Annotated in this window: 16 protein-coding genes and 3 pseudogenes; 14 read left to right on the top strand and 5 right to left on the bottom strand. The window is 57.5% G+C overall.

The features are described 5' to 3' along the window. Nucleotides 1–6 precede the first annotated feature (6 nt). From JTP94_RS28050 to JTP94_RS28035, 4 genes are all read right to left on the bottom strand, one after another. Nucleotides 7–1,050: an ABC transporter ATP-binding protein gene (locus JTP94_RS28050; protein WP_204853713.1), complete on the bottom strand. Its 1,044-nt coding sequence runs from the start codon at nucleotides 1,048–1,050 to the stop codon at nucleotides 7–9. Between the two features lie 2 nt (nucleotides 1,051–1,052). Then, on the bottom strand, nucleotides 1,053–2,873 hold the full coding sequence (locus JTP94_RS28045) for an iron ABC transporter permease (protein WP_204853712.1): 1,821 nt from the start codon (nucleotides 2,871–2,873) through the stop codon (nucleotides 1,053–1,055). A gap of 16 nt (nucleotides 2,874–2,889) precedes the next feature. Next, on the bottom strand, nucleotides 2,890–3,849 hold the full coding sequence (locus JTP94_RS28040; protein ID WP_204853711.1) for an ABC transporter substrate-binding protein: 960 nt from the start codon (nucleotides 3,847–3,849) through the stop codon (nucleotides 2,890–2,892). Nucleotides 3,850–3,964: 115 nt separating this feature from the next. Further along, the gene (locus JTP94_RS28035) at nucleotides 3,965–4,897 is read right to left on the bottom strand and encodes a MurR/RpiR family transcriptional regulator (protein ID WP_246755392.1); all 933 of its coding nucleotides are present in this window, start codon (nucleotides 4,895–4,897) and stop codon (nucleotides 3,965–3,967) included. Between the two features lie 117 nt (nucleotides 4,898–5,014). On the opposite strand from JTP94_RS28035, the gene JTP94_RS28030 reads away from it, so the two are divergent. The 5 genes and pseudogenes from JTP94_RS28030 to JTP94_RS28010 all read left to right on the top strand — a co-directional run bounded on the left by JTP94_RS28030 (nucleotide 5,015) and on the right by JTP94_RS28010 (nucleotide 9,126). Beyond that, nucleotides 5,015–5,464, top strand: a complete 450-nt coding sequence (locus JTP94_RS28030) for a hypothetical protein (protein ID WP_204853710.1) — start codon at nucleotides 5,015–5,017, stop codon at nucleotides 5,462–5,464. A 234-nt stretch (nucleotides 5,465–5,698) separates the two neighbouring features. Continuing rightward, nucleotides 5,699–5,880: pseudogene (locus JTP94_RS28025) on the top strand (transposase); the annotation flags it as partial. A 363-nt stretch (nucleotides 5,881–6,243) separates the two neighbouring features. Beyond that, nucleotides 6,244–7,149, top strand: a complete 906-nt coding sequence (locus JTP94_RS28020) for a LysR substrate-binding domain-containing protein (RefSeq protein ID WP_204853709.1) — start codon at nucleotides 6,244–6,246, stop codon at nucleotides 7,147–7,149. 202 nt (nucleotides 7,150–7,351) lie between these two features. Further along, nucleotides 7,352–8,248, top strand: coding sequence for an NAD(P)-dependent oxidoreductase (locus JTP94_RS28015; protein ID WP_204853708.1), 897 nt, complete (start codon nucleotides 7,352–7,354; stop codon nucleotides 8,246–8,248). A gap of 53 nt (nucleotides 8,249–8,301) precedes the next feature. Beyond that, a complete protein-coding gene (locus tag JTP94_RS28010; RefSeq protein ID WP_204853707.1) occupies nucleotides 8,302–9,126 on the top strand; it encodes an aldo/keto reductase in 825 nt (274 codons plus the stop codon). 323 nt (nucleotides 9,127–9,449) lie between these two features. Here JTP94_RS28010 and JTP94_RS28005 read toward each other — a convergent pair whose 3' ends face one another. After that, nucleotides 9,450–10,310, bottom strand: a complete 861-nt coding sequence (locus JTP94_RS28005; protein WP_204853706.1) for a glycosyltransferase family 25 protein — start codon at nucleotides 10,308–10,310, stop codon at nucleotides 9,450–9,452. A 261-nt stretch (nucleotides 10,311–10,571) separates the two neighbouring features. On the opposite strand from JTP94_RS28005, the gene JTP94_RS28000 reads away from it, so the two are divergent. From JTP94_RS28000 to JTP94_RS27960, 9 genes and pseudogenes are all read left to right on the top strand, one after another. Continuing rightward, a complete protein-coding gene (locus JTP94_RS28000; protein WP_204853705.1) occupies nucleotides 10,572–10,844 on the top strand; it encodes a PepSY domain-containing protein in 273 nt (90 codons plus the stop codon). A gap of 3 nt (nucleotides 10,845–10,847) precedes the next feature. Then, nucleotides 10,848–11,413: pseudogene (locus JTP94_RS27995) on the top strand (cytochrome b/b6 domain-containing protein). Beyond that, nucleotides 11,410–12,087, top strand: coding sequence for a response regulator transcription factor (locus JTP94_RS27990; RefSeq protein ID WP_204853704.1), 678 nt, complete (start codon nucleotides 11,410–11,412; stop codon nucleotides 12,085–12,087). The pseudogene JTP94_RS27995 and the gene JTP94_RS27990 overlap by 4 nt, the downstream one beginning before the upstream one ends. Further along, complete coding sequence (locus tag JTP94_RS27985) at nucleotides 12,084–13,439, top strand: ATP-binding protein (RefSeq protein WP_204853703.1); 1,356 nt, start codon at nucleotides 12,084–12,086, stop codon at nucleotides 13,437–13,439. Before JTP94_RS27990 ends, JTP94_RS27985 begins: the two co-directional genes overlap by 4 nt. 8 nt (nucleotides 13,440–13,447) lie before the next feature. Then, nucleotides 13,448–14,125, top strand: a complete 678-nt coding sequence (locus JTP94_RS27980; RefSeq protein WP_204853702.1) for a response regulator transcription factor — start codon at nucleotides 13,448–13,450, stop codon at nucleotides 14,123–14,125. A gap of 11 nt (nucleotides 14,126–14,136) precedes the next feature. Beyond that, on the top strand, nucleotides 14,137–15,462 hold the full coding sequence (locus JTP94_RS27975) for an ATP-binding protein (RefSeq protein ID WP_204853701.1): 1,326 nt from the start codon (nucleotides 14,137–14,139) through the stop codon (nucleotides 15,460–15,462). Nucleotides 15,463–16,392: 930 nt separating this feature from the next. Beyond that, nucleotides 16,393–16,680: a cytochrome c gene (locus tag JTP94_RS27970; RefSeq protein WP_204853700.1), complete on the top strand. Its 288-nt coding sequence runs from the start codon at nucleotides 16,393–16,395 to the stop codon at nucleotides 16,678–16,680. A 33-nt stretch (nucleotides 16,681–16,713) separates the two neighbouring features. Then, nucleotides 16,714–17,481 carry a cytochrome b/b6 domain-containing protein gene (locus tag JTP94_RS27965; protein ID WP_204853699.1) on the top strand — a complete coding sequence of 256 codons (768 nt, stop codon included), beginning with the start codon at nucleotides 16,714–16,716 and terminating at the stop codon, nucleotides 17,479–17,481. Nucleotides 17,482–17,839: 358 nt separating this feature from the next. Beyond that, nucleotides 17,840–17,914 (top strand): annotated as a pseudogene (locus JTP94_RS27960) (IS6 family transposase); the annotation flags it as partial.

Below are 17,914 nucleotides of genomic sequence, written 5' to 3'. Positions count from 1 at the left end.
AGGGAATTATTCAGTGAGAACGACACAGCGGTCGGGCGGAATTGAAAATTCCAGGGTCGTCCCTGTCGGTACGGCATCGGGCCAATCAAGCCGGACACGTTGTTTACCGAGTTCAACGACAAGACGCCAGCATCTGCCCTGAAATGCTAGTGAAACAACGGTTCCCTGCAACCGGTTAGCAGGATGAGACCTGGCGGGTCGGGCATCCTCGGGCCGGATAACCAACTCCCCGACCCCGGGTCGAGCGCCGGTCGCCTGAAACGGCTCGGTTTCAACGTCGGCAAGCTTGAACATTCCTTGGTGGACTGTACCCCGCACGAGCGAGAAGCCGCCAATGAAGCCTGCAACAAATCTGTCCGCCGGCTTCTCATAGATCGCCGGTGGCGTGTCGAATTGGACGATGACGCCAGCACGCATTACGGCTATGCGATCCGAGACCGCCATGGCCTCTGCCTGGTCATGGGTGACATAGACAACCGTGATTCCCTCGGACCTGACCAAATCCATCATCTCGACCCGCATGTCCTCGCGCAGCGCTGCATCGAGATTGCTGAGCGGCTCATCGAACAGCATCAGCGCCGGACGGGCGGCGAGACACCGGGCAATCGCCACCCGTTGCTGCTGTCCTCCGGACAACTCGACTGGATAGCGGTCGCGATAGGCCGCAAGGCGTGTGACCTCGAGTGCGTGATTGAGCCGCGCCGCGACGTCCCCTTGCGGCAATCGCTGCGATGCAAGGCCGAAGCTGAGGTTCTTTTCGACCGACATGTGCGGCCAAAGCGCATAGTCCTGGAACACCATGCCGATGCCGCGCCGTTCCGGAGGAACCGCAGCATTCGGACTCCAGACGGTACGTCCGTCGAGTGCGATTTCACCCTGATCAGGATCAGCAAGACCCGAAATGATGCGCAGCAGGGTGGTCTTCCCCGAGCCGCTTGCACCGAGGAGCGAAACAACCTCGCCTGCTTTGACGCTCAGGCTTAGATTATCAAGCACGGGGCGGCCGCCGAGCGACTTCGTAATGCCCGTGCACTTGAGGGATGCGGTCATGGCTAGCTTACCTTTGAGGAGGCTGGTGTCAAAATGGCGGCTGATGCCGCGCCGCGCCGCGCCACAAATCTCTTGGCAAACAGCCAGATCACACCCGCGCCACCCCCGGCTACAATCATGCTTAAGAGCGACAGCGCCGAGCCGGGGCCATCTTGGTCGTGGCTGAAGAGATGGGTCACCATTGGCGGTACCGGCGGGCCGTTCAGCGGGACCAGCATTTGCGAGATCGGGAGTTCGAACATGGTGCGGATGAAGGTGAGCAGGAATGCCGTCACCACACTCGTCAGCACCAGGGGCAGCGTCACTCGCAACAGCCGCCGCGTGGCGCCGACACCATGGAGCTTGGCGGCTTCCCCGAGGCTGGGCGACAACTGGCCGATTGCGCCCATGATGACGACCAGGCAGTATGGCAAGGCGGCCGCGATATAGCCGGTCACCATCAACGAACTGTCGCCATAGTGTGGAAACGACCAATTTCGGAACCCCGGCAGCCGGTTCCACATCAGGATATAGCCGAAGCCCAGTACAATGCCGGGGATGGCAACTGCTCCCAACGAGAGGCCGAGCACCAGCGGTCTCATAATGCCTCTTGACCGATCGAGCTCGGCCGCGAGTATCAGCGCACCCCCGCAAGTGATCACCGCGGCAATACTAGCGTAGGCGAGGCTGCGAAGAAGCGCGCCGTCGATATCGGTGCCGAAGGACAGCGCGGTCACCATGTTCGCGGTGGTAAAATTTTCAAATGTCAATCCGGCGCCGAGCGTGCGGGAAAAGGCGCGCGCGGCGATTGCGGCGATCGGGAGGAACAGGGCGAGCACGGAAATCGCCAATGCGACGGTCGCGGCCGGCCAGCGCCAGCGGCCGAGATCGTAAATGCGGGCGTTCTTCGACCGGCCGGAGATCAGGCGCGGGTCGGCGCGGCGCCGCAGCAATCGGTCGACCATTACGACGCCGACTACGAGCAACAGCAAGATCAGCGCCTGTACGCCGGCCATAGGAAAGTCGACGGGATAGTCGCTCGCAGCGGCATAGATGCCATAGGTGAGGACGCCGAAGTTCGAGACCCGCGCGATCGTCGAGGCCATGCCGAAATCGGAAAGTACCTCGGCGAAGATTGCGACAAGGCTGAGAGCGATGGCAGGTATCAAGAGCGGCCCGTTGATCCGGAGCCATATCCTCAGCGGTCGCACGCCTGCCATTCGCGCGGCATCCTCATATTCGCTGCCAAGCCCGGCGAGTGCCGCTCCGATCACGAATGTCGCAAACGGAAAAAGGTGGAGAGTCTGTACGAAGATGAGACCCGGCAAGGCGAAGAACGCATGAATGAACCGGGTCGACAGAATGCCCGATTGCGCCAGATAGCCGCCGGGCGAGATCAGCAGCACCCACGCCAGCGCCTTCAAATAGGAGGGGGTGAGAAAGACCAGCCACGGCACCGCCGTGATAAATCGCCGCGCCGGAATGTTGCAGCGCTGCGCCAGCAAGGCAAAGGCGCCGCCAAGCAGCGTAGCGGTCACGGCAGTCGTTGCCGCCAGTTCCAGCGAATGGACGACAGCATTGCCGACCCGCCATGATCCAAATGCCTTTTCCAGCGGGCCAAAGCTCAGCGCCATGCTGGGCGCGTTGACGTCGAACAAGCCCGGCATTACGGCCTGCACCAGGACCAACAACAACGGCAGGCCAAGTAGCACCGCGAAAGCGGCATAGATAATAAGCGGGAGGACGCGGACGCGGACCACCGCGCCTCTTAAGAAGGCGCCCATCTGCTTGTCGCTGGAGCCACGGACAATTGCCGTGGCCCCCAATCGCTGTTCGTGTGCCATGCTCAAGCTGACCTGATCATTGGACGAAGTTGTCCTTGTACCAGGTCTTCCACTCGGTCTCGTGAGCAGAGGCGAGCTTGTCGTCAAGCACGACGAATGGAATATCGATCTTCCTGCCCGGCTTGGCGCTGACGCCCTGGATGATTGGGATAAAGAAGAAGTCGGTATCGTCGCCATTCATCATGGCAGCCTGGCCCTCCGGGCTGGTCATGAAAGCGACGAACTTTTTGATCGCGTCCATGTGCTGGGTCTTGGCACTGATGCCGATGCTGGCAGGCAGCGCGACTGAACCTTCGGCCGGGTAGACGGCTATAACCGGCTCGCCACTCGCTATCTTCGCAAAAATCGAGCTATCCTGATTGATGCCAACCTTGGCGTCGCCGGTGATGACCGACTTGTCGACCGGGCCACCACTTGGAAAGCCAGATAGGGCCTTGTTGGTGAGGATCTTGGCCAGCATAACCTTGCCGGCATCGACGCCCTTGGTCTGGAAAACGCCGGCGAGCCACTGATACATGGGCCCCGACATGTTGGGGTCCTTGGAGGCGACACTGCCGGCGAACTTTTCGAGGTCCGCCCACGACTTCGGTATCTGGTCGGCGGGGACCTTCTTGGTGTTGACTTCGATCGCCGTCGTGCTGGCGCCTGTCGGCACGAAGGCACGACTGGCAGGAATGAGGGATTTGCCAAGATCGTTGTACTTGATCGAGCCATATAGCTCGGCCGGGACCGGCTGGAGCACGTGGTTCTGCATCATGCGCTCCATGACGGCGGAACCGTCCACCCACACGATGTCGAACTGCGGATTGTCACCTTCGGCGGCGATTTTACCCAGCGTCTCGCCGGTGCCGCCTGGTTCCACGACATCAATGGTGACGCCGGTCTTAGCGGTGAATGCCTTCGCCGCCGTCGCGGCGAAATCGAGCGCATCATACATGACCAGATCAGCGGCCATGGCCGGTGAATTTAGTAACATCGCAGTTATGCTAAGCGTAATTCCAATACTGACGCGAGCTTTCATAGTCTAACTACCTATATTTGGAGATTGCCAACAGTATTTATAAATATAATTTATTATTTCTTCATGAATGTTATGTGTCATTATTTGGCTTGGCGCGAGATTTACGTTTTCTGGTTCCTCGCTTTGCCCATGATTTGTCGAGGGCGCCGCGCAGGGCGCTCAATCGGTCGAGGTTGTCGATTGCCGCCTGGCGGCGTCGACTAGCGAGTCCAATGATCATCGCCTCGATCAGCACCATGGTGCCGCCATGCATGGCGAGATGGTCGGCTTTGCCGCGCGACACAGGAAGCAATTCAGCGATCTGATTGGCGACGAGCGCACCCAGATTGTCGCTGATGAGGACCACGGGCACGCCTTGCCGCTGCGCTTCTTCCAGGACCACCGTTACCTCACGGTAAAGTGGCGCGTAGGCCATCATAAGGATGGCGTCGCCCGGCTCGATCCACAGCAACCGATCGGCGAGACCAATCCCGGAGATCGACATCGCGTTGGCGCTCAGCCCGATGCGGTTGAACTGGAGCGCGGCATAGTCGGCCATGGCGCCGGATGGGCCAATACCGAAGATGTGCCGCCGCCTGCCCTTCGACAGGATTTCAACGGCATTATTGAAACGCTGTGAAATGTCGGGGCGCTTGAGAACGTCCAGCACGCTCTCGTGAATGCCGATGACGTGATTGAGTGCGCCCTCACCGGCGGCGCCCGTCGCGTCAAGCGTATGTTCGAGACGCTTGGCGGGAGAGGGCGTTCCCGTCAATTCAGCGAGGAGCACCTCGCGCAACTTCGACAGGCTGTCGAAACCGAGCGAGCGGGCCGTTCGCACGACCGTCGCGTCGCTGGCGCTGGCCATCTCGCCGATCTGAGCCGCGGACCCTAGCAAGACGGCGTGCTTTTGCTCGACAAAAAACAGCGCCATGCGCTGCTCGGCCGGCGTTAGCGTCTCCAGCGCCGACTGTACGTGCTCATCAAACGATACCCGTTCGACTGATCCTGTTGTCCCGCTCAAACCACTCTCCGTGCCATGCAGGTAGCAATCGCTACAGGATCACTATGAGTAGTGTTCGTTACAGGCAGATGACGGGTTCTTCCCGTAGTCCGCCGTTCAGGAGAGTGTTGAGGTGAGGTGCAGATCGAGAAGGCTCTGCTCAATCATATCAAGGACGGCCGCGCGAAGTGTTTCGCTCTGCGCGGGATCGCCGGCGCTTGGCATGAGGGAGGCTTCCACTTTCCTGCTGGGGCCAGCCAGCCTTCGAATCTCAATATTGTCCAGTGGAGCTGCGGGTTCGGCCGCTTGATGCCACATAGAACCTTGACGCCAGAGAATGAGATAACGGACAAGCTGCGCAACGCAATACAGGCGGGCACAGGTTTGCCGGACGTCGCCCAGATGGAATTTAACTCCCTTTTGAGTTTCAGGCAGCTTGGCGCACGTGCCGATATTGGCCCCGACGTCAGCGCCGCCAAAGAGAAGTTCATAGACTGGACCTGGAAGTCGGTCAGCGACGGGGACAAGGTCTACGGGGCTCCGTGGGATAGCGGCCCTATGCCCTCGACGAGCACCTCCCCGACGTAGGCCTCGTCGTTAATTCCATCCCAAACCGTCACGTTGCGAAACAGATAAGAGCCCATCGCTTCCTCCTCCATAGTTTTTACCGACTTCAGTGGCGGCACTGAGCACGAGGATAGGTTGGAGGATTGGTAGGTGCCACGATGATTAGTGTCACGGAGTCGCGCATTTGAGACAGCCCGATTGACTGGCAGAAAATGACCTGCTCGGTGAACGAGATTGAGCGAGTGCTTTCTCGGAGAGGCGACACTATTCTCCTCGGGCCGCTCCTTCGCAGCATGGCTTGGTCCGACACCGCGCTCGATAGCTCCGGCGGCAAGGAGAAACTCCTCGGCATGACCAAGCGTGGCGATAGCTGTATTCGGCGCTTGCTCGTTCTCGGGACCACGGCGGTGATCCGTCAGGCACGACAGGATCTTCCGTTCGGCAGTATTAGGTAGCAAGCTGAACGGTAGGCAGCGAGGGCGATGAGATGTGATGACAAACCGGTCGACTGGGGATTGGATCAATCCGAGATTCTCAAGGCGCTTCGAGCGCGCTAATTTGATTGGAGGCCGATCTCCGCCATAATATTCGATCCGCCCACCAGCGCCATCATCTGAGAAGCGTCAACATCGCTCAGGCGGTGGGTGTGTTTGACGATTTCAACATCACCATTTCAAGGATGACATTTCGGGCGCGATAAGCACGCTCCAAGCGACCGTCGATACTATTGGCATGCGATATCCAACGAGGATCGGTCAGCAAAAGTCGCCACTGTCATCGAACCTTTGCCGGAGAGAGATATGCCCCTTAAACGAAGTGAAATTCACGAGCTATCGATCTTTCTCGTGATCGTCCAATATAGAAGCTTCCGCAAAGCCGCGGATCATCTGGAATTGACCGCTTCCGCGCTCAGCCATAGCATGAAGGCGCTTGAGGCGAGACTGGGTGTGCGGCTTCTTAACCGGACAAGCCGCAGTGTCGCGCCCACCGCTGCGGGCAAGGCCCTCGCGGAAAAGATTTCCGCGGGACTCGATCTCATAAATTCCGGCCTGAACGAGCTGAGCGGTCATCACCGGGGCGCAGCAGGGAGTATCCGCATTAACGTCCTGCGGGATGCCGCCAACTTGCTTCTGAGGCCCGTTTTGCCAGTCTTCCTACAGCGCTTCCCGAACATTGAACTTGAGATTGCTGTCGATGACCAATTCGTCGATGTCACCGCGGAAGGGTTCGATGCCGGGCTGAGGTATGCCGGAACGATTCCTGAAGACATGATCGCGGTCCCCTTAACGCCGCCGCTCAAGTGGGTGGCGGTCGGCTCGCCCGACTACCTTGATCGTCACGGTCGTCCGGAGTTGCCGAAAGATCTGCATTCCCATGACTGCATTCGGATCCGCACCGGCAGAGGGCAGATTTACAAATGGGAATTTGAACGCGGAGAGGAACGAAGCGAGATCGATGTTCCAGGTGCGCTTATTTCCGGCGAGTCCGATCTGGCGCTTGGAGCCGCGATCGGTGGAGCGGGGTTGTCCTATTGTTTGGAGCAGCTGGCTCGCCCTCATTTGGCGGCGGGTCGGTTGGAGGTCGTGCTGTCTGATTGGGCTTCTTTCGGGCCGCCTCTTTCAATCTACTATTCCAGCCGACGACAACTCCCTTTCGGCATTGATGCCCTTATTCGGATCATACGCGAGCTTAGCCCGCTGGGATAAGTGCCCGGTCGGCTGCCTAATTGATGAGCGTGGCTCATCGATCTAGTGACCTGTCCGCTATTGATTCATCCTTCCACCCCGCCTACCGATACGGCATGGCGGGTAGGATCAAGGAGAGAATTACATGTCGACGGCGGCCAAATGGTGCCGTGATTGACCACTGATTCAAGCCATTCGCATCACAATCGAGAAAGATGAGACAATGAGCAAGCGCGTTATCTTTACCGGCGGCAGCGGCAAAGCCGGTCGTCACGCAGTGCCCTATCTGGTGAACAAGGGCTACAAGGTTCGCAATCTCGACCTCGTGCCGTTGGATTGTCCCGGGGTCAACACCTTGATCACCGATCTCACGGACAGCGGAGAAACCTTTAATGCGCTATCGATGCATTTCGGTTCTGATGGGCTGAGCACAGGCGCAGGTCCCTCCCCTGTCGACGCCGTGGTTCATTTTGCGGCAATTCCCAGCCTGCTGTTGAAGCCGGATAACAAGACATTCGCGGTGAATGCCATATCGACTTACAATGTCTTGGAGGCAGCACTGAAGCTCGGCATTCGCAAGGTCATCATCGCCTCAAGCGAGACGACATACGGCGTCTGCTTCGCTGAAGGCGACAAGGATTTTCATTCCTTCCCGCTTGAGGAGGATTACGACATCGACCCGATGGACAGCTATGGCCTGTCGAAGGTCGTCAACGAGAAGACCGCCCGCGCCTTCGCGATGCGCTCTGGTGCCGACGTCTATGCCCTTCGCATCGCCAACGTGATCGAGCCGCATGAATACGACCGCTTTCCGGGCTTCCTTGCCGATCCGCCCAGCCGCAAGCGCAATGCCTGGAGCTATATCGACGCCCGCGACCTCGGCCAGATCGTTCATCTCTGCATTGAGAAGGATGGCTTGGGCTTCCAGGTGTTCAACGCCGTCAACGACACCATCACGGCAAACGAGCCCACTCGCGACTTTCTAAAGCGCTGGGCACCGAACACGCCGATCCATCGCGAGCTTGGCGAATTCGAGGCACCGCTCTCCAACCGGAAAATACGCGAAGTCCTGAGCTTCAAGGAAGAGCACAACTGGCGCAAATACGTTCCAAAATCATGATGCCAGACACCCGAAAGTTACAACTCCCGACAATCGAACGAAGGACCAAGAAAATGACGACTGAACCGACGGTCGCGGGCATTCCGCAGATGGGCTATGGCACTTGGAACCGTCCCGCGGACGAAGCCTATCAGGGCGTCATCTGGGCATTGGAAGCTGGATGCCGCCACATTGATACCGCTCAGGGCTATAACAATGAGCAGGATGTCGCTCGCGGCATCAAGGATGCAGGCATACCTCGCAGCGAGATTTTTATCACGACGAAGGTCAAGCCAGACAATTACGGTCCGGGCGAGGTTGTGCCGTCCATCAAGGAAAGCCTCGATAAGCTGAAGGTCGACCAAGTCGACCTGCTTCTGCTGCATTGGCCCTCGCCGCACAACAAATACGCGCTGCAGGACTACGTCAGCCAATTTGTCGAAGCGCTCGACATAGGTCTCGCCAAGCGCATCGGCGTTTCAAACTTCACAAAGGCGCTGATTGACGAGACGATCCGATTATTCGGCGATCGCAAGATCTCTACCAATCAAGTCGAATGTCATGTCTACATGCAGAACAGGCCGATCATCGACCATTGCGAGAAACTGGGCATCCCGGTGACCGCCTACTCGCCGCTTGCGCGTGGCGCGGTCGTGGGCGACGCACTGCTCGAAGAGATTGGCAACTCCCACGGTGTTAACGGCGAGCAAATAGCCCTCGCCTTTCTGATGGCCAAGGGCCTGATCGTGATCCCGTCGTCAGCCAAAAAGGATCGCATCGCTTCGAACTTCGAGGCGCGCAAGGTCGTCTTGACGCCAATAGATGTTAAGCGGCTCGAAAGCCTGGAAAAGGGAATGCGTCTCGTGACCGGAGACTGGTGCCCGGTCTGGGATCACTAGAACACAGATACGGGAACATCGTCACTGCATATTGCCTCGGCGCCATGACCTTTGGCGCCGAGGTCGACGAGACAGCACGACTGAACGACGTCAGCGCATCCCAGCCTTCGGGCTATCCCTATATTCGCCTGCCAGAATTGTTCGCCCGCCATACCGCGCGAACCCTTTCCAATCCACATCTCGGTATTCACAGGGGGACAATGGGCGACCGTCGATAGCTCTCACCCTGTCGACATGTAGACCGCATTCATCTGCTTTCCTCCGCATTGCCGCCCATCGCTCGACGGAGCTGTCGAGATTGATGACGTAGATGCCGAGCTTCATCATGAATCGCCAACGTGCTTTGCGACACCGAACGAGGGCATCACAACGTCATCTGGTCGACAGTTTTGATGTCTAGTCACGCCGGCTCTTGATTGAAGAAGATGACCGAGCAGTCGCGCTAGCCGATAGACCAACCGGCAAACCTCGATAAAGATTCGATACGGTATAACCGTCAAATAATGTGCCCGCGACCTATGGTAACGGCGGCGCTTTCCCTGGATCTGCGACGGCAAACCCAGCTGCTGATCAATGGGCACTGGCACGACGAAGGCTGATTTCAGCCCGGCGAAGAATTCGAGATCGAAAGCCAAGTCGAAGGGCAGGTGCATCGGTATCAGCTTCTTGACGAACCAACGCGCCGCCCGCCGATTTATAATGTAGGCACCAGATCCCTTCTCGCGCGTCAAGGCGATCGCCAGGCTGCGGCTTTCAGTTAACCGAGAGAAGCGGAATTTCTTGCCGTCACTGACCGTCGACAGGCGCAGAACATCCCATTCCTCGGCGTGTTTGAGCGCCGAATCCAGAAGTTCCGCGAGATCAGGCGGAAACTCGAGGTCATCTTCGAGAATGAGAGCAAACTCACAATCCGAAGCAAGCAGGCGCAAGGCGCATTCTATGTGGCTCAGATAGCACCCCACTTCCGCGGGATTGGGTCGGCGGCCATGTTTGAAGCGAAAGGGGGATTCGCTGAATTCCGATATCGGAAACTCGATAGTGGCACCATCAACCGCCGGCACACGTTGAAAAGATAGTCCAGCTCGCCCAAGCTTCTCCTGCATAGCGACCAGGCGATCGGCAGACCGATCGAGATTAATCAAGAATACCTTCAGCGATGCATTGCCCGGCTTTTCACCAATCATGCCTAGTCCACTCCATGGTGGCAGCTTGGCTGCCGCAACGGGAGCGACCATGTTCAGTCCGGCTTACGGGACACTTACAGAATTCTGGCGAAACGATGAAATCTGGCGCCCGTGCAGCATCTTGCCTGTCCCACACATCCGATCCGCCGCACGTGGGTTATGGGCCCTGAAATCGTGCCGGGCGGACAGCTAACTGACAGGTTCGGTACGCTAGTCCTCTTTCTGCATCACCGAACTCGATGCCTAGGAAAAGGACAGCCCATGCATTTCAAGACTCTTGTCGCCCTCACCGTCGTCGTTGCCTGTCCTTCGCTGGCGCTCGCAAGCCCGAGCTGCACGAAGGAACCCAAGGCCAAATGGATGCCGGAAGCAGCTATGAAGGCGAAAATCGACGCTCAGGGCTACAAGGTCAAAACCTTTCAGGTGACCGGAAACTGCTATGAGATCTACGGCAAGGACAAGGACGGCAAACGCGCTGAAGTCTATTTCAATCCGGTGAGCGGCGAGATCGCCGAGGCAGGAATCGGAGACTGAATCATGTCAGAACCCCTCAGGAAAAATCGAGACGACGTTGCCACATCGAGCAAAACCACGACCATCAAGGTCTGGGATCCGATCGTAAGGCTCTTCCACTGGATAGTCGTTTCGGCATGCGTGCTCAATCTCTTCATCCTGGAAGAAGGGCATTATTGGCATCGAGTGACCGGATATGTCGCGGCTGCAGCCCTCGCTATCCGGATCCTGTGGGGTTTCATCGGCACGAAGCATGCGCGTTTTCCGACTTCTTTCCAACGCCAATGAAAATCTGGAGGCAAATATCCGAAATCATGGGAGCTCGCGAGAAGCGCTCGATCGGCCATAATCCTCTGGCGTCGGTTATGATGCTATTGCTTATGTCTCTGCTTGCGGCGACCTGCCTCACGGGCTGGATGATGACTCTCGACGCATTCTGGGGCGAAAAATGGCTCAGGGAATTGCATGGGACGATTGCCAATAGCATCATGGTGCTGGCTTTGATCCACGCGGTCGCTGCCTTGCTTGAGAGCTGGAGGCATCGTGAAAATCTTGTTTGGTCGATGGTGACGGGACGAAAGCGAGCATGAGAATACTGCTGGTGGAAGACAACGCACGCCTCCGGGAACTCGTCTCGGAGGCGATCCACGAAGCCGGATGGCGTATCGATGCCCTGGCAACAGCGGAAGAAGGAAGGCTGGCACTCGCTTCAGCCAGCTATGACTTGTTGCTTCTCGACCTTGGCCTCCCAGACGAAGACGGTCTGTCGCTTCTGAAATCACTCCGCATCCAGAAATTCCAACTGCCCGTTCTTATTCTGACCGCGCGCGGCGCCATAGACGAACGGATTGCAGGTCTGGATGCCGGCGCCGACGACTATCTGGCAAAGCCGTTTAACAATGGCGAGCTTATTGCCCGTGTCCGCGCCTTGATGCGGAGCGCGCCGTCGACCGTGATGCCTATACTCGAATTCGCCAGCCTGGAGTTCGAGCTCGCGTCCAGGCAAGTACGCTGCAACAATCGTGAGGTTCCATTGATGCCGTCCGAGAAGGCCCTGCTGGAACTTCTGATGCGCGATGGAGGCAAGGTCGTTTCGAAGCGCCGCATAGAGAATGCCGTATCCGAGTTCGGAGATGAACGCAGCGCCAACGCCATTGAACTCGCGGTCTCGCGCTTGCGCAAGAAACTCGAGGCGCAGCCGGCTGGCGTTAGAATCGAGACCGTCCGCGGCGTTGGCTATATGCTGCGCGAGATTTCCCCTTGAGCAGGGCCAACCCCGCCCTTGCTTCCATCCTCACACGGAGGATCGTCTTTTTTGCGGTCCTCGCCATGTTGGTCCAGCTTATCGTCGTCTTCTCCGAATATTATTGGAACGACGGGGAACTTTCGCGGCTCTTCGTCGAGCAGGAAACCGACCGACTTGCTTCAGGTATCGCTCAAGACGGCGCCCAGATAAATTACAAACTTCCGGAAGGATTGGCGGGACGCTACGGTGACGGCAACACTGGCTATGTCGCCCGCATTCGCGACGTCGACGGCAGAGTGATCTTTGCATCTTGCAGCGATGCCTGCGAGCAGCATTTCCTACCTGCGGACATAAGACCGCCCGACTTCTGGCTCAGGATCGTGAAGGCTGGAAAGCCCCTGACGCTGGTCGGAGGGCGTGCCTTCGTCATCAACGGAAGGAGTTATCTTGTCGATGTCGCATCTATGGGCGATCCCGCCGGGGTCGTATCCCACGTCCTGTGGAAAGAGGTGCGCGAACATATGATCGTACCGATGAGCATACTCCTCGTCCTGGTCCTCGGCGCGACACTGATTTCGGTGCGTTGGGCGCTGCGACCAGTTCACGCGGCAGCCGTTGCGGCTGATGCCATCGACCCAATGGACGCACGATCGCATCTATCAACCACGGGAATGCCTTTGGAGATCGCCCATCTCGCGGAGGCCATGAATAGGGTGTTCGAACGCGTCGGCGAACTCATGAAATCCCAGAAGGTGCTGACCTCAGGCATTGCGCACGAAGTTCGAACACCGCTTGCGGCTATCAAGCTGGAGCTCGGCCGCATCGATCACCCGAGGGTGCGCAAGGCTGAAGCCGACCTTGACGAGCTCTCCGCTTTCGTGGGCCAGCTGACTGCGCTTGCTCGGCTCGACAGCTTCGATCATGGCATGTTTACCGATGTCGATTTGGCGCAGACAGCCGCGGAAGTGGTCGAACGGCTTGCCCCCTGGGTCTATCAGAATAGCCATTCCCTGGAACTGGAACTTCAGGCCGATGTTGTGATGGTTTCAGCGGTTGAAGGCCTGCTCAAGGATAGCATGCGCAATCTGGTTGAAAACGCGGTCAAGCATACGCCGGTCGGTACGAACATCATTGTGCGCGTGACCCCAAAAACATTGCAGGTCGAAGATTGGAACGCCGGGTTGAGTGGTGATGCCTCGCCACGGCAACCTATGAAGGCAAATGACGGTCTGGGCATCGGCCTGAAGATCGTGCGACGCATTGCCATCCTGCATGGCGCGACCTTCAGGCAACAGATAGGCCAAAGTGGCCGGATCGCAGAGATCGCATTTCCGCCTGCGGTTTCATTGCAATCATCACAAAAGAGATAGAATGGGTCATGCGAGTACTATTGGTGGAGGACAACGCAAAACTCGCCGCTGTAATCAGCGACGCCATGCGGGCGCACGGATTCACTATCGACCACGTTGCCAAAGCCCGTGATGCCGAAGAAGCCGCCGCGACAGTCGACTATGATGCTATCATACTCGATCTCGGCCTTCCGGACCGCGACGGCCTGACGTTGATCGAGCCGCTGAGAAAAATCGCTCCTTCCACTCCCCTCCTGATCCTGACCGCGCGCGATGCGTCAAGTTCAATCATTGATGCCCTCGACAGCGGAGCCGATGACTACCTTTGCAAGCCATTCGTGATGGGTGTGCTGATTTCCCGTCTGCGTGCCATCATGCGCCGCGGCCAGCCTCGTCATGGCACGATCCTGCAATACGGCGACGTCGTCTTTGATCCGAGCCAGTACTCTGCCTCTGTCGGCGACATCCAGCTGTCCCTGAGCCGCCGCGAATTTGCCGCGCTCCATCTTTTTCTGCGTCGCCCAAATCATGTGCTGTCCAAAACCGAAGTCGAAGAAGCGATATACGGATTCGGCGACGAACTGAGCTCCAACGCAATCGAGGTGCTTCTGCATCGATTGCGCAAGAAGCTTCAAGGGGCGGGATCGATACTCTACATCCACAACATGCGTGGCATTGGTTACATGCTCATGGAAAAGCCGCTGTGACGTGGCCGCGGTTGACGCTGCTGCAGCGCCTGGTCATGGCGATGTCCATCATTGCGATTATAGCGATCTGTGCGAGCGTGGTGTTCCTCTACATCCGCTTCCAAGCCTCGAATGACACGTTTCGCGAGGAAACCCTGTCGACCTTTGCAGAGGATCTGCACCGCGAACTCATCACGGATCCGCACCTTTCCAGTGTCTACGCAAAGGCACTTACGGCGCGTATTCAGGAGCTGCGCGGCCAATATGCCGTCGTGAACGATGATGGCACCATTGTCGCTTCCCCAGCACTTACAGCACCGTTGATTCCTTATAGCGGCGGCCGAGCGCAATATTTTCAGCTTCCGGCCCACGAAGGCCAGCAGACACTTTTCGGCATTTCCTTGCCTATGACCAACAATGGATCCAAGAGCGTCATTCAGGTTGCCTTTCCCAAAGAGCATGTCATCTTCGACAGCGTTCTTGAAGAATTCGTCGTGGATATTGCCTGGATCTGGGTTCCGTTTGTTCTGGTTTTGCTCACAACAAATATTATTGTCTTGAGTTTTGCCCTCAGGCCGCTGAGCGCCGCCGCGCACGAAGCCGCTCAGATCGGCCCATCAAGCATCGCGACGCGACTGACTGAAAGCGGAATGCCAAACGATGTTTTGGCCTTGATCAGAGCGGTGAATGCCGCCCTCGACCGACTACAAGCCGGATTTCTGTCGCTCGAACAATTCTCGGGACAATTGGCTCACGAGCTTCGCACCCCTCTAGCCATTGCCAAGGCTCGCTTTTCCCTTTCGCAAGATCCGATTACTCACGCTGTTGAGAAGGACTTCGAAGACATGGAACGCGTCATAACGCAGCTTGTCGACCGGGTGCGCGTCAAGACCCTGCATTACGAGGCCAACGATATCGTGGAGCTTGCAGGGATCGCCACCGACGTCGCTCGCTATCTGGCACCGATGATCGTGGCTGCTGGCCGCAACATCGAGTTACGGACCCTGGACAGTCCCGTCTACTTAAACGGCGCCTCCGATTTTATCTTTCGAGCACTTCGCAACCTGGTCGAAAACGCATTGCATCACAGTCCCCAGGGCGGAACGATTACCATTACCGTCTTTAATTCCGGAATCGCAGTGACCGACGAAGGTTCCGGTTTCCCGCAGGAGCGCCTGACCGAGGGCGCCGAGTTGCTAGGCAAGACTGATCGCAAGGATGGCTTGGGTCTCGGCCTTTCCATTGTCGCCGAAACCATGACGGCCCACGGCGGAAAGCTGGAGTTGGCGAATCGGCAGAGTGGTGGCGCGATGGCAACCATGCTGTTTTTGTGCCAGCCTGTTTTCCAAACTGCTTAGGCAGTTCTGGGGAGATCAGCCATTGCCCCCTCATATCGACCGCGCAGAGGCCTAAACAACCGCAGCGAGAACTCGCATCCATGTGAGATGGAGCAGTGCGCCGCCTGTCGCCAACAATACGACGACGCACCAGGGCGGCGCCCGGTATACCGCTAGCAAAAGGAATTCACCGAGGGTGGACGTGAGTTTGCAGCCTGATCAGAGAACGTGCGGCATATGAGCTTAGTCCCTCAACGCCCATGAAGTCCAACCAACTGAATTCGGCGCCGATCATTCTTGCCGCTTTAAAGTCACTCCGCCGCCATCCTTTTGTAAGTATGCCGTAAGATTCGCCCGTCAGCTTCGCCTAGCGTCCTACGGGCGAAGGCGAGATGTTAGGAGCGATAATCTTGGCGCGGCAAAATGCAAGAAGGCTTGCCGCTGAAGCGGCAATCGGCGACATGTTCACAATGGGCTACGGCGCACGTGTATCTGCATTCGCCGACGACGGTATCGCCACAGACGGCGGAGCAACTTGTCGAACCAATGGCATCGGCTCCCAAACCTATCCTTATTCATTGTCGGTGGAGTGTCGGTCGCAGCGGTCTCGTCACAGTCATTTACGTGAGGAAGATTGCTGGGCGGGACCAGCAAAAGGCGCAAGGCCGAGTTCGAGAGTTGAGCCGTCGCGAGATAGGCGCCTGAAGTAAACGTTCCCTTTCTTTCAGCCGTTGAAGACCTCGGTTCGCCGTAGAGACCAGGCGCGGTGCTTCCAGACAGACGCAGTTCGCAAACACCGTCCGGCAAGCCCGCTGAAGACCATTTGAAGGACAGACAAAGCACATGAGAAAATCACAAGCGTCATCAATTCATTCATCGCGCTATATTGCAACCGCGCTAGCTCTCGCAATCGTGGTTGGGCCGGCTTTTGCCGCGTCATTGAAAAGCATAATGAGCGATATGCGCGACAACACGACGTCTGCGAAGGCCGTTCTGGCCAACTTCGATGGCGCATCCGCCAAGCAGGTTCTGCAACGCTATGCGTCGGAGGCTCAGGCGGCGAGCGACATGTTCGCCGGTCAAGGCGGCGCCAAGGAGAAGGATCTCCGCGCTCGTTTCAAGCAATTGGCGGCCATGGCCGATGCTGCAAGCCAGGCACCACAGAACAAAGCCGCGTTTCGCAAGGCATTCACAGAGGTCGCAAGCGAGTGCAGGTCCTGCCATACGGCTTACAAGTAATCGTTTCGAGCCTCGTTCAAGCAGGAGCTTAAAATGAACGAACAAAGGCGCGCCTTTGAAAGCTATTCCGATCAGCGCCCAGAGGACGACCGCGACACCTCATCGCCAAAGAACGACTATGTTCGGGCTTGGGATCTTCCCACACGCCTTTTCAAATGGTCGCTTGTGGCGCTGATCATCACGGCATGGATATCGAGCAGCTTTGACGATCCTGACATGGTTGTCCACAAAGCTGCGGGTTACGGCGTTCTCGTGCTTGTGGTCTATCGGATCCTTTGGGGAATCGTGGGCAGCTCGACGGCTCGCTTCTCAAACTTCGTGCGCTCGCCATCTGCCGTATGGAACTATCTCAAGGCTTTGCGTCGTAAGAGAGCTGGACGCTACCTCGGCCATAATCCGGCCGGCGGGTTGATGGTCGTCGGACTGCTTTTGGTCTGCGCTATTCAGGGACTGCTCGGGCTTTTTTCCACTGACGGAGTGACGGCAGCAGGCCCCTTTGCAGAGGCAGCAGGAGACACAATTTCAGGCTGGGCAGCCCGGATCCATTCGATCTGGTTTTATGTCGCTATTCTCGGACTGGCCGGCCTGCACATCGCAGCCAACCTCTATTATCAGTTTGTCAAGCGCGACAATCTCATCGGCGCAATGATTACCGGACGCAAAACGCGCGCGAACTATGTCGACCGCAAGGAAACCCAGGGGGGATCGCTGCTTCTCGCAGCAATCTGTCTGCTTGCGTCCATCGGTCTCGTCTATGGGACGATTAGCCTGCTTGGTGGAACCTTTTTCAATCCAACCTGAGGTTTTCTCTTTCCCAATGTGAAGCTCGTCGTCTCAAGATGATGGTGGCGAGGGAGAGCAAATCTTCCGGCTGGACTGGAATCACTCTCTTCTCGGCTCGGAACGCTCCCGGACATGCGATCCCATCGCAAGATCGATCCAATACCTTATTTCCGTAGATCGGCTGTAAGCTTCGCCGGAATAATCAAGGCGCTGGCGAGGCGAGCAGATTCGCTGCTCAATCGGGACCCGGTTATTCGGTGCTAATCAATCGCATCGCAGATGTACAGTGGACGCTATGATCGCAAAATGGGCGGAAGCTATGTGGATGGCATCGTCAACTTAACGGAACGTGGAATTTGAAGTGCGATGACGGGCGATGACAGATCGTGATCCGCTATATCGTCGCCATCGCTTTCCCGCTGAAATCATTGCCCACGCGGTGTGGCTTTAT

The sequence above is a fragment of the Martinezella lusitana genome, from assembly GCF_016901135.1.
GTDB lineage: Bacteria > Pseudomonadota > Alphaproteobacteria > Rhizobiales > Rhizobiaceae > Rhizobium > Rhizobium lusitanum_D.
The sequence above is the reverse complement of the archived record's forward strand: the minus strand, read 5'-3'. Positions and strand labels throughout refer to the sequence as shown.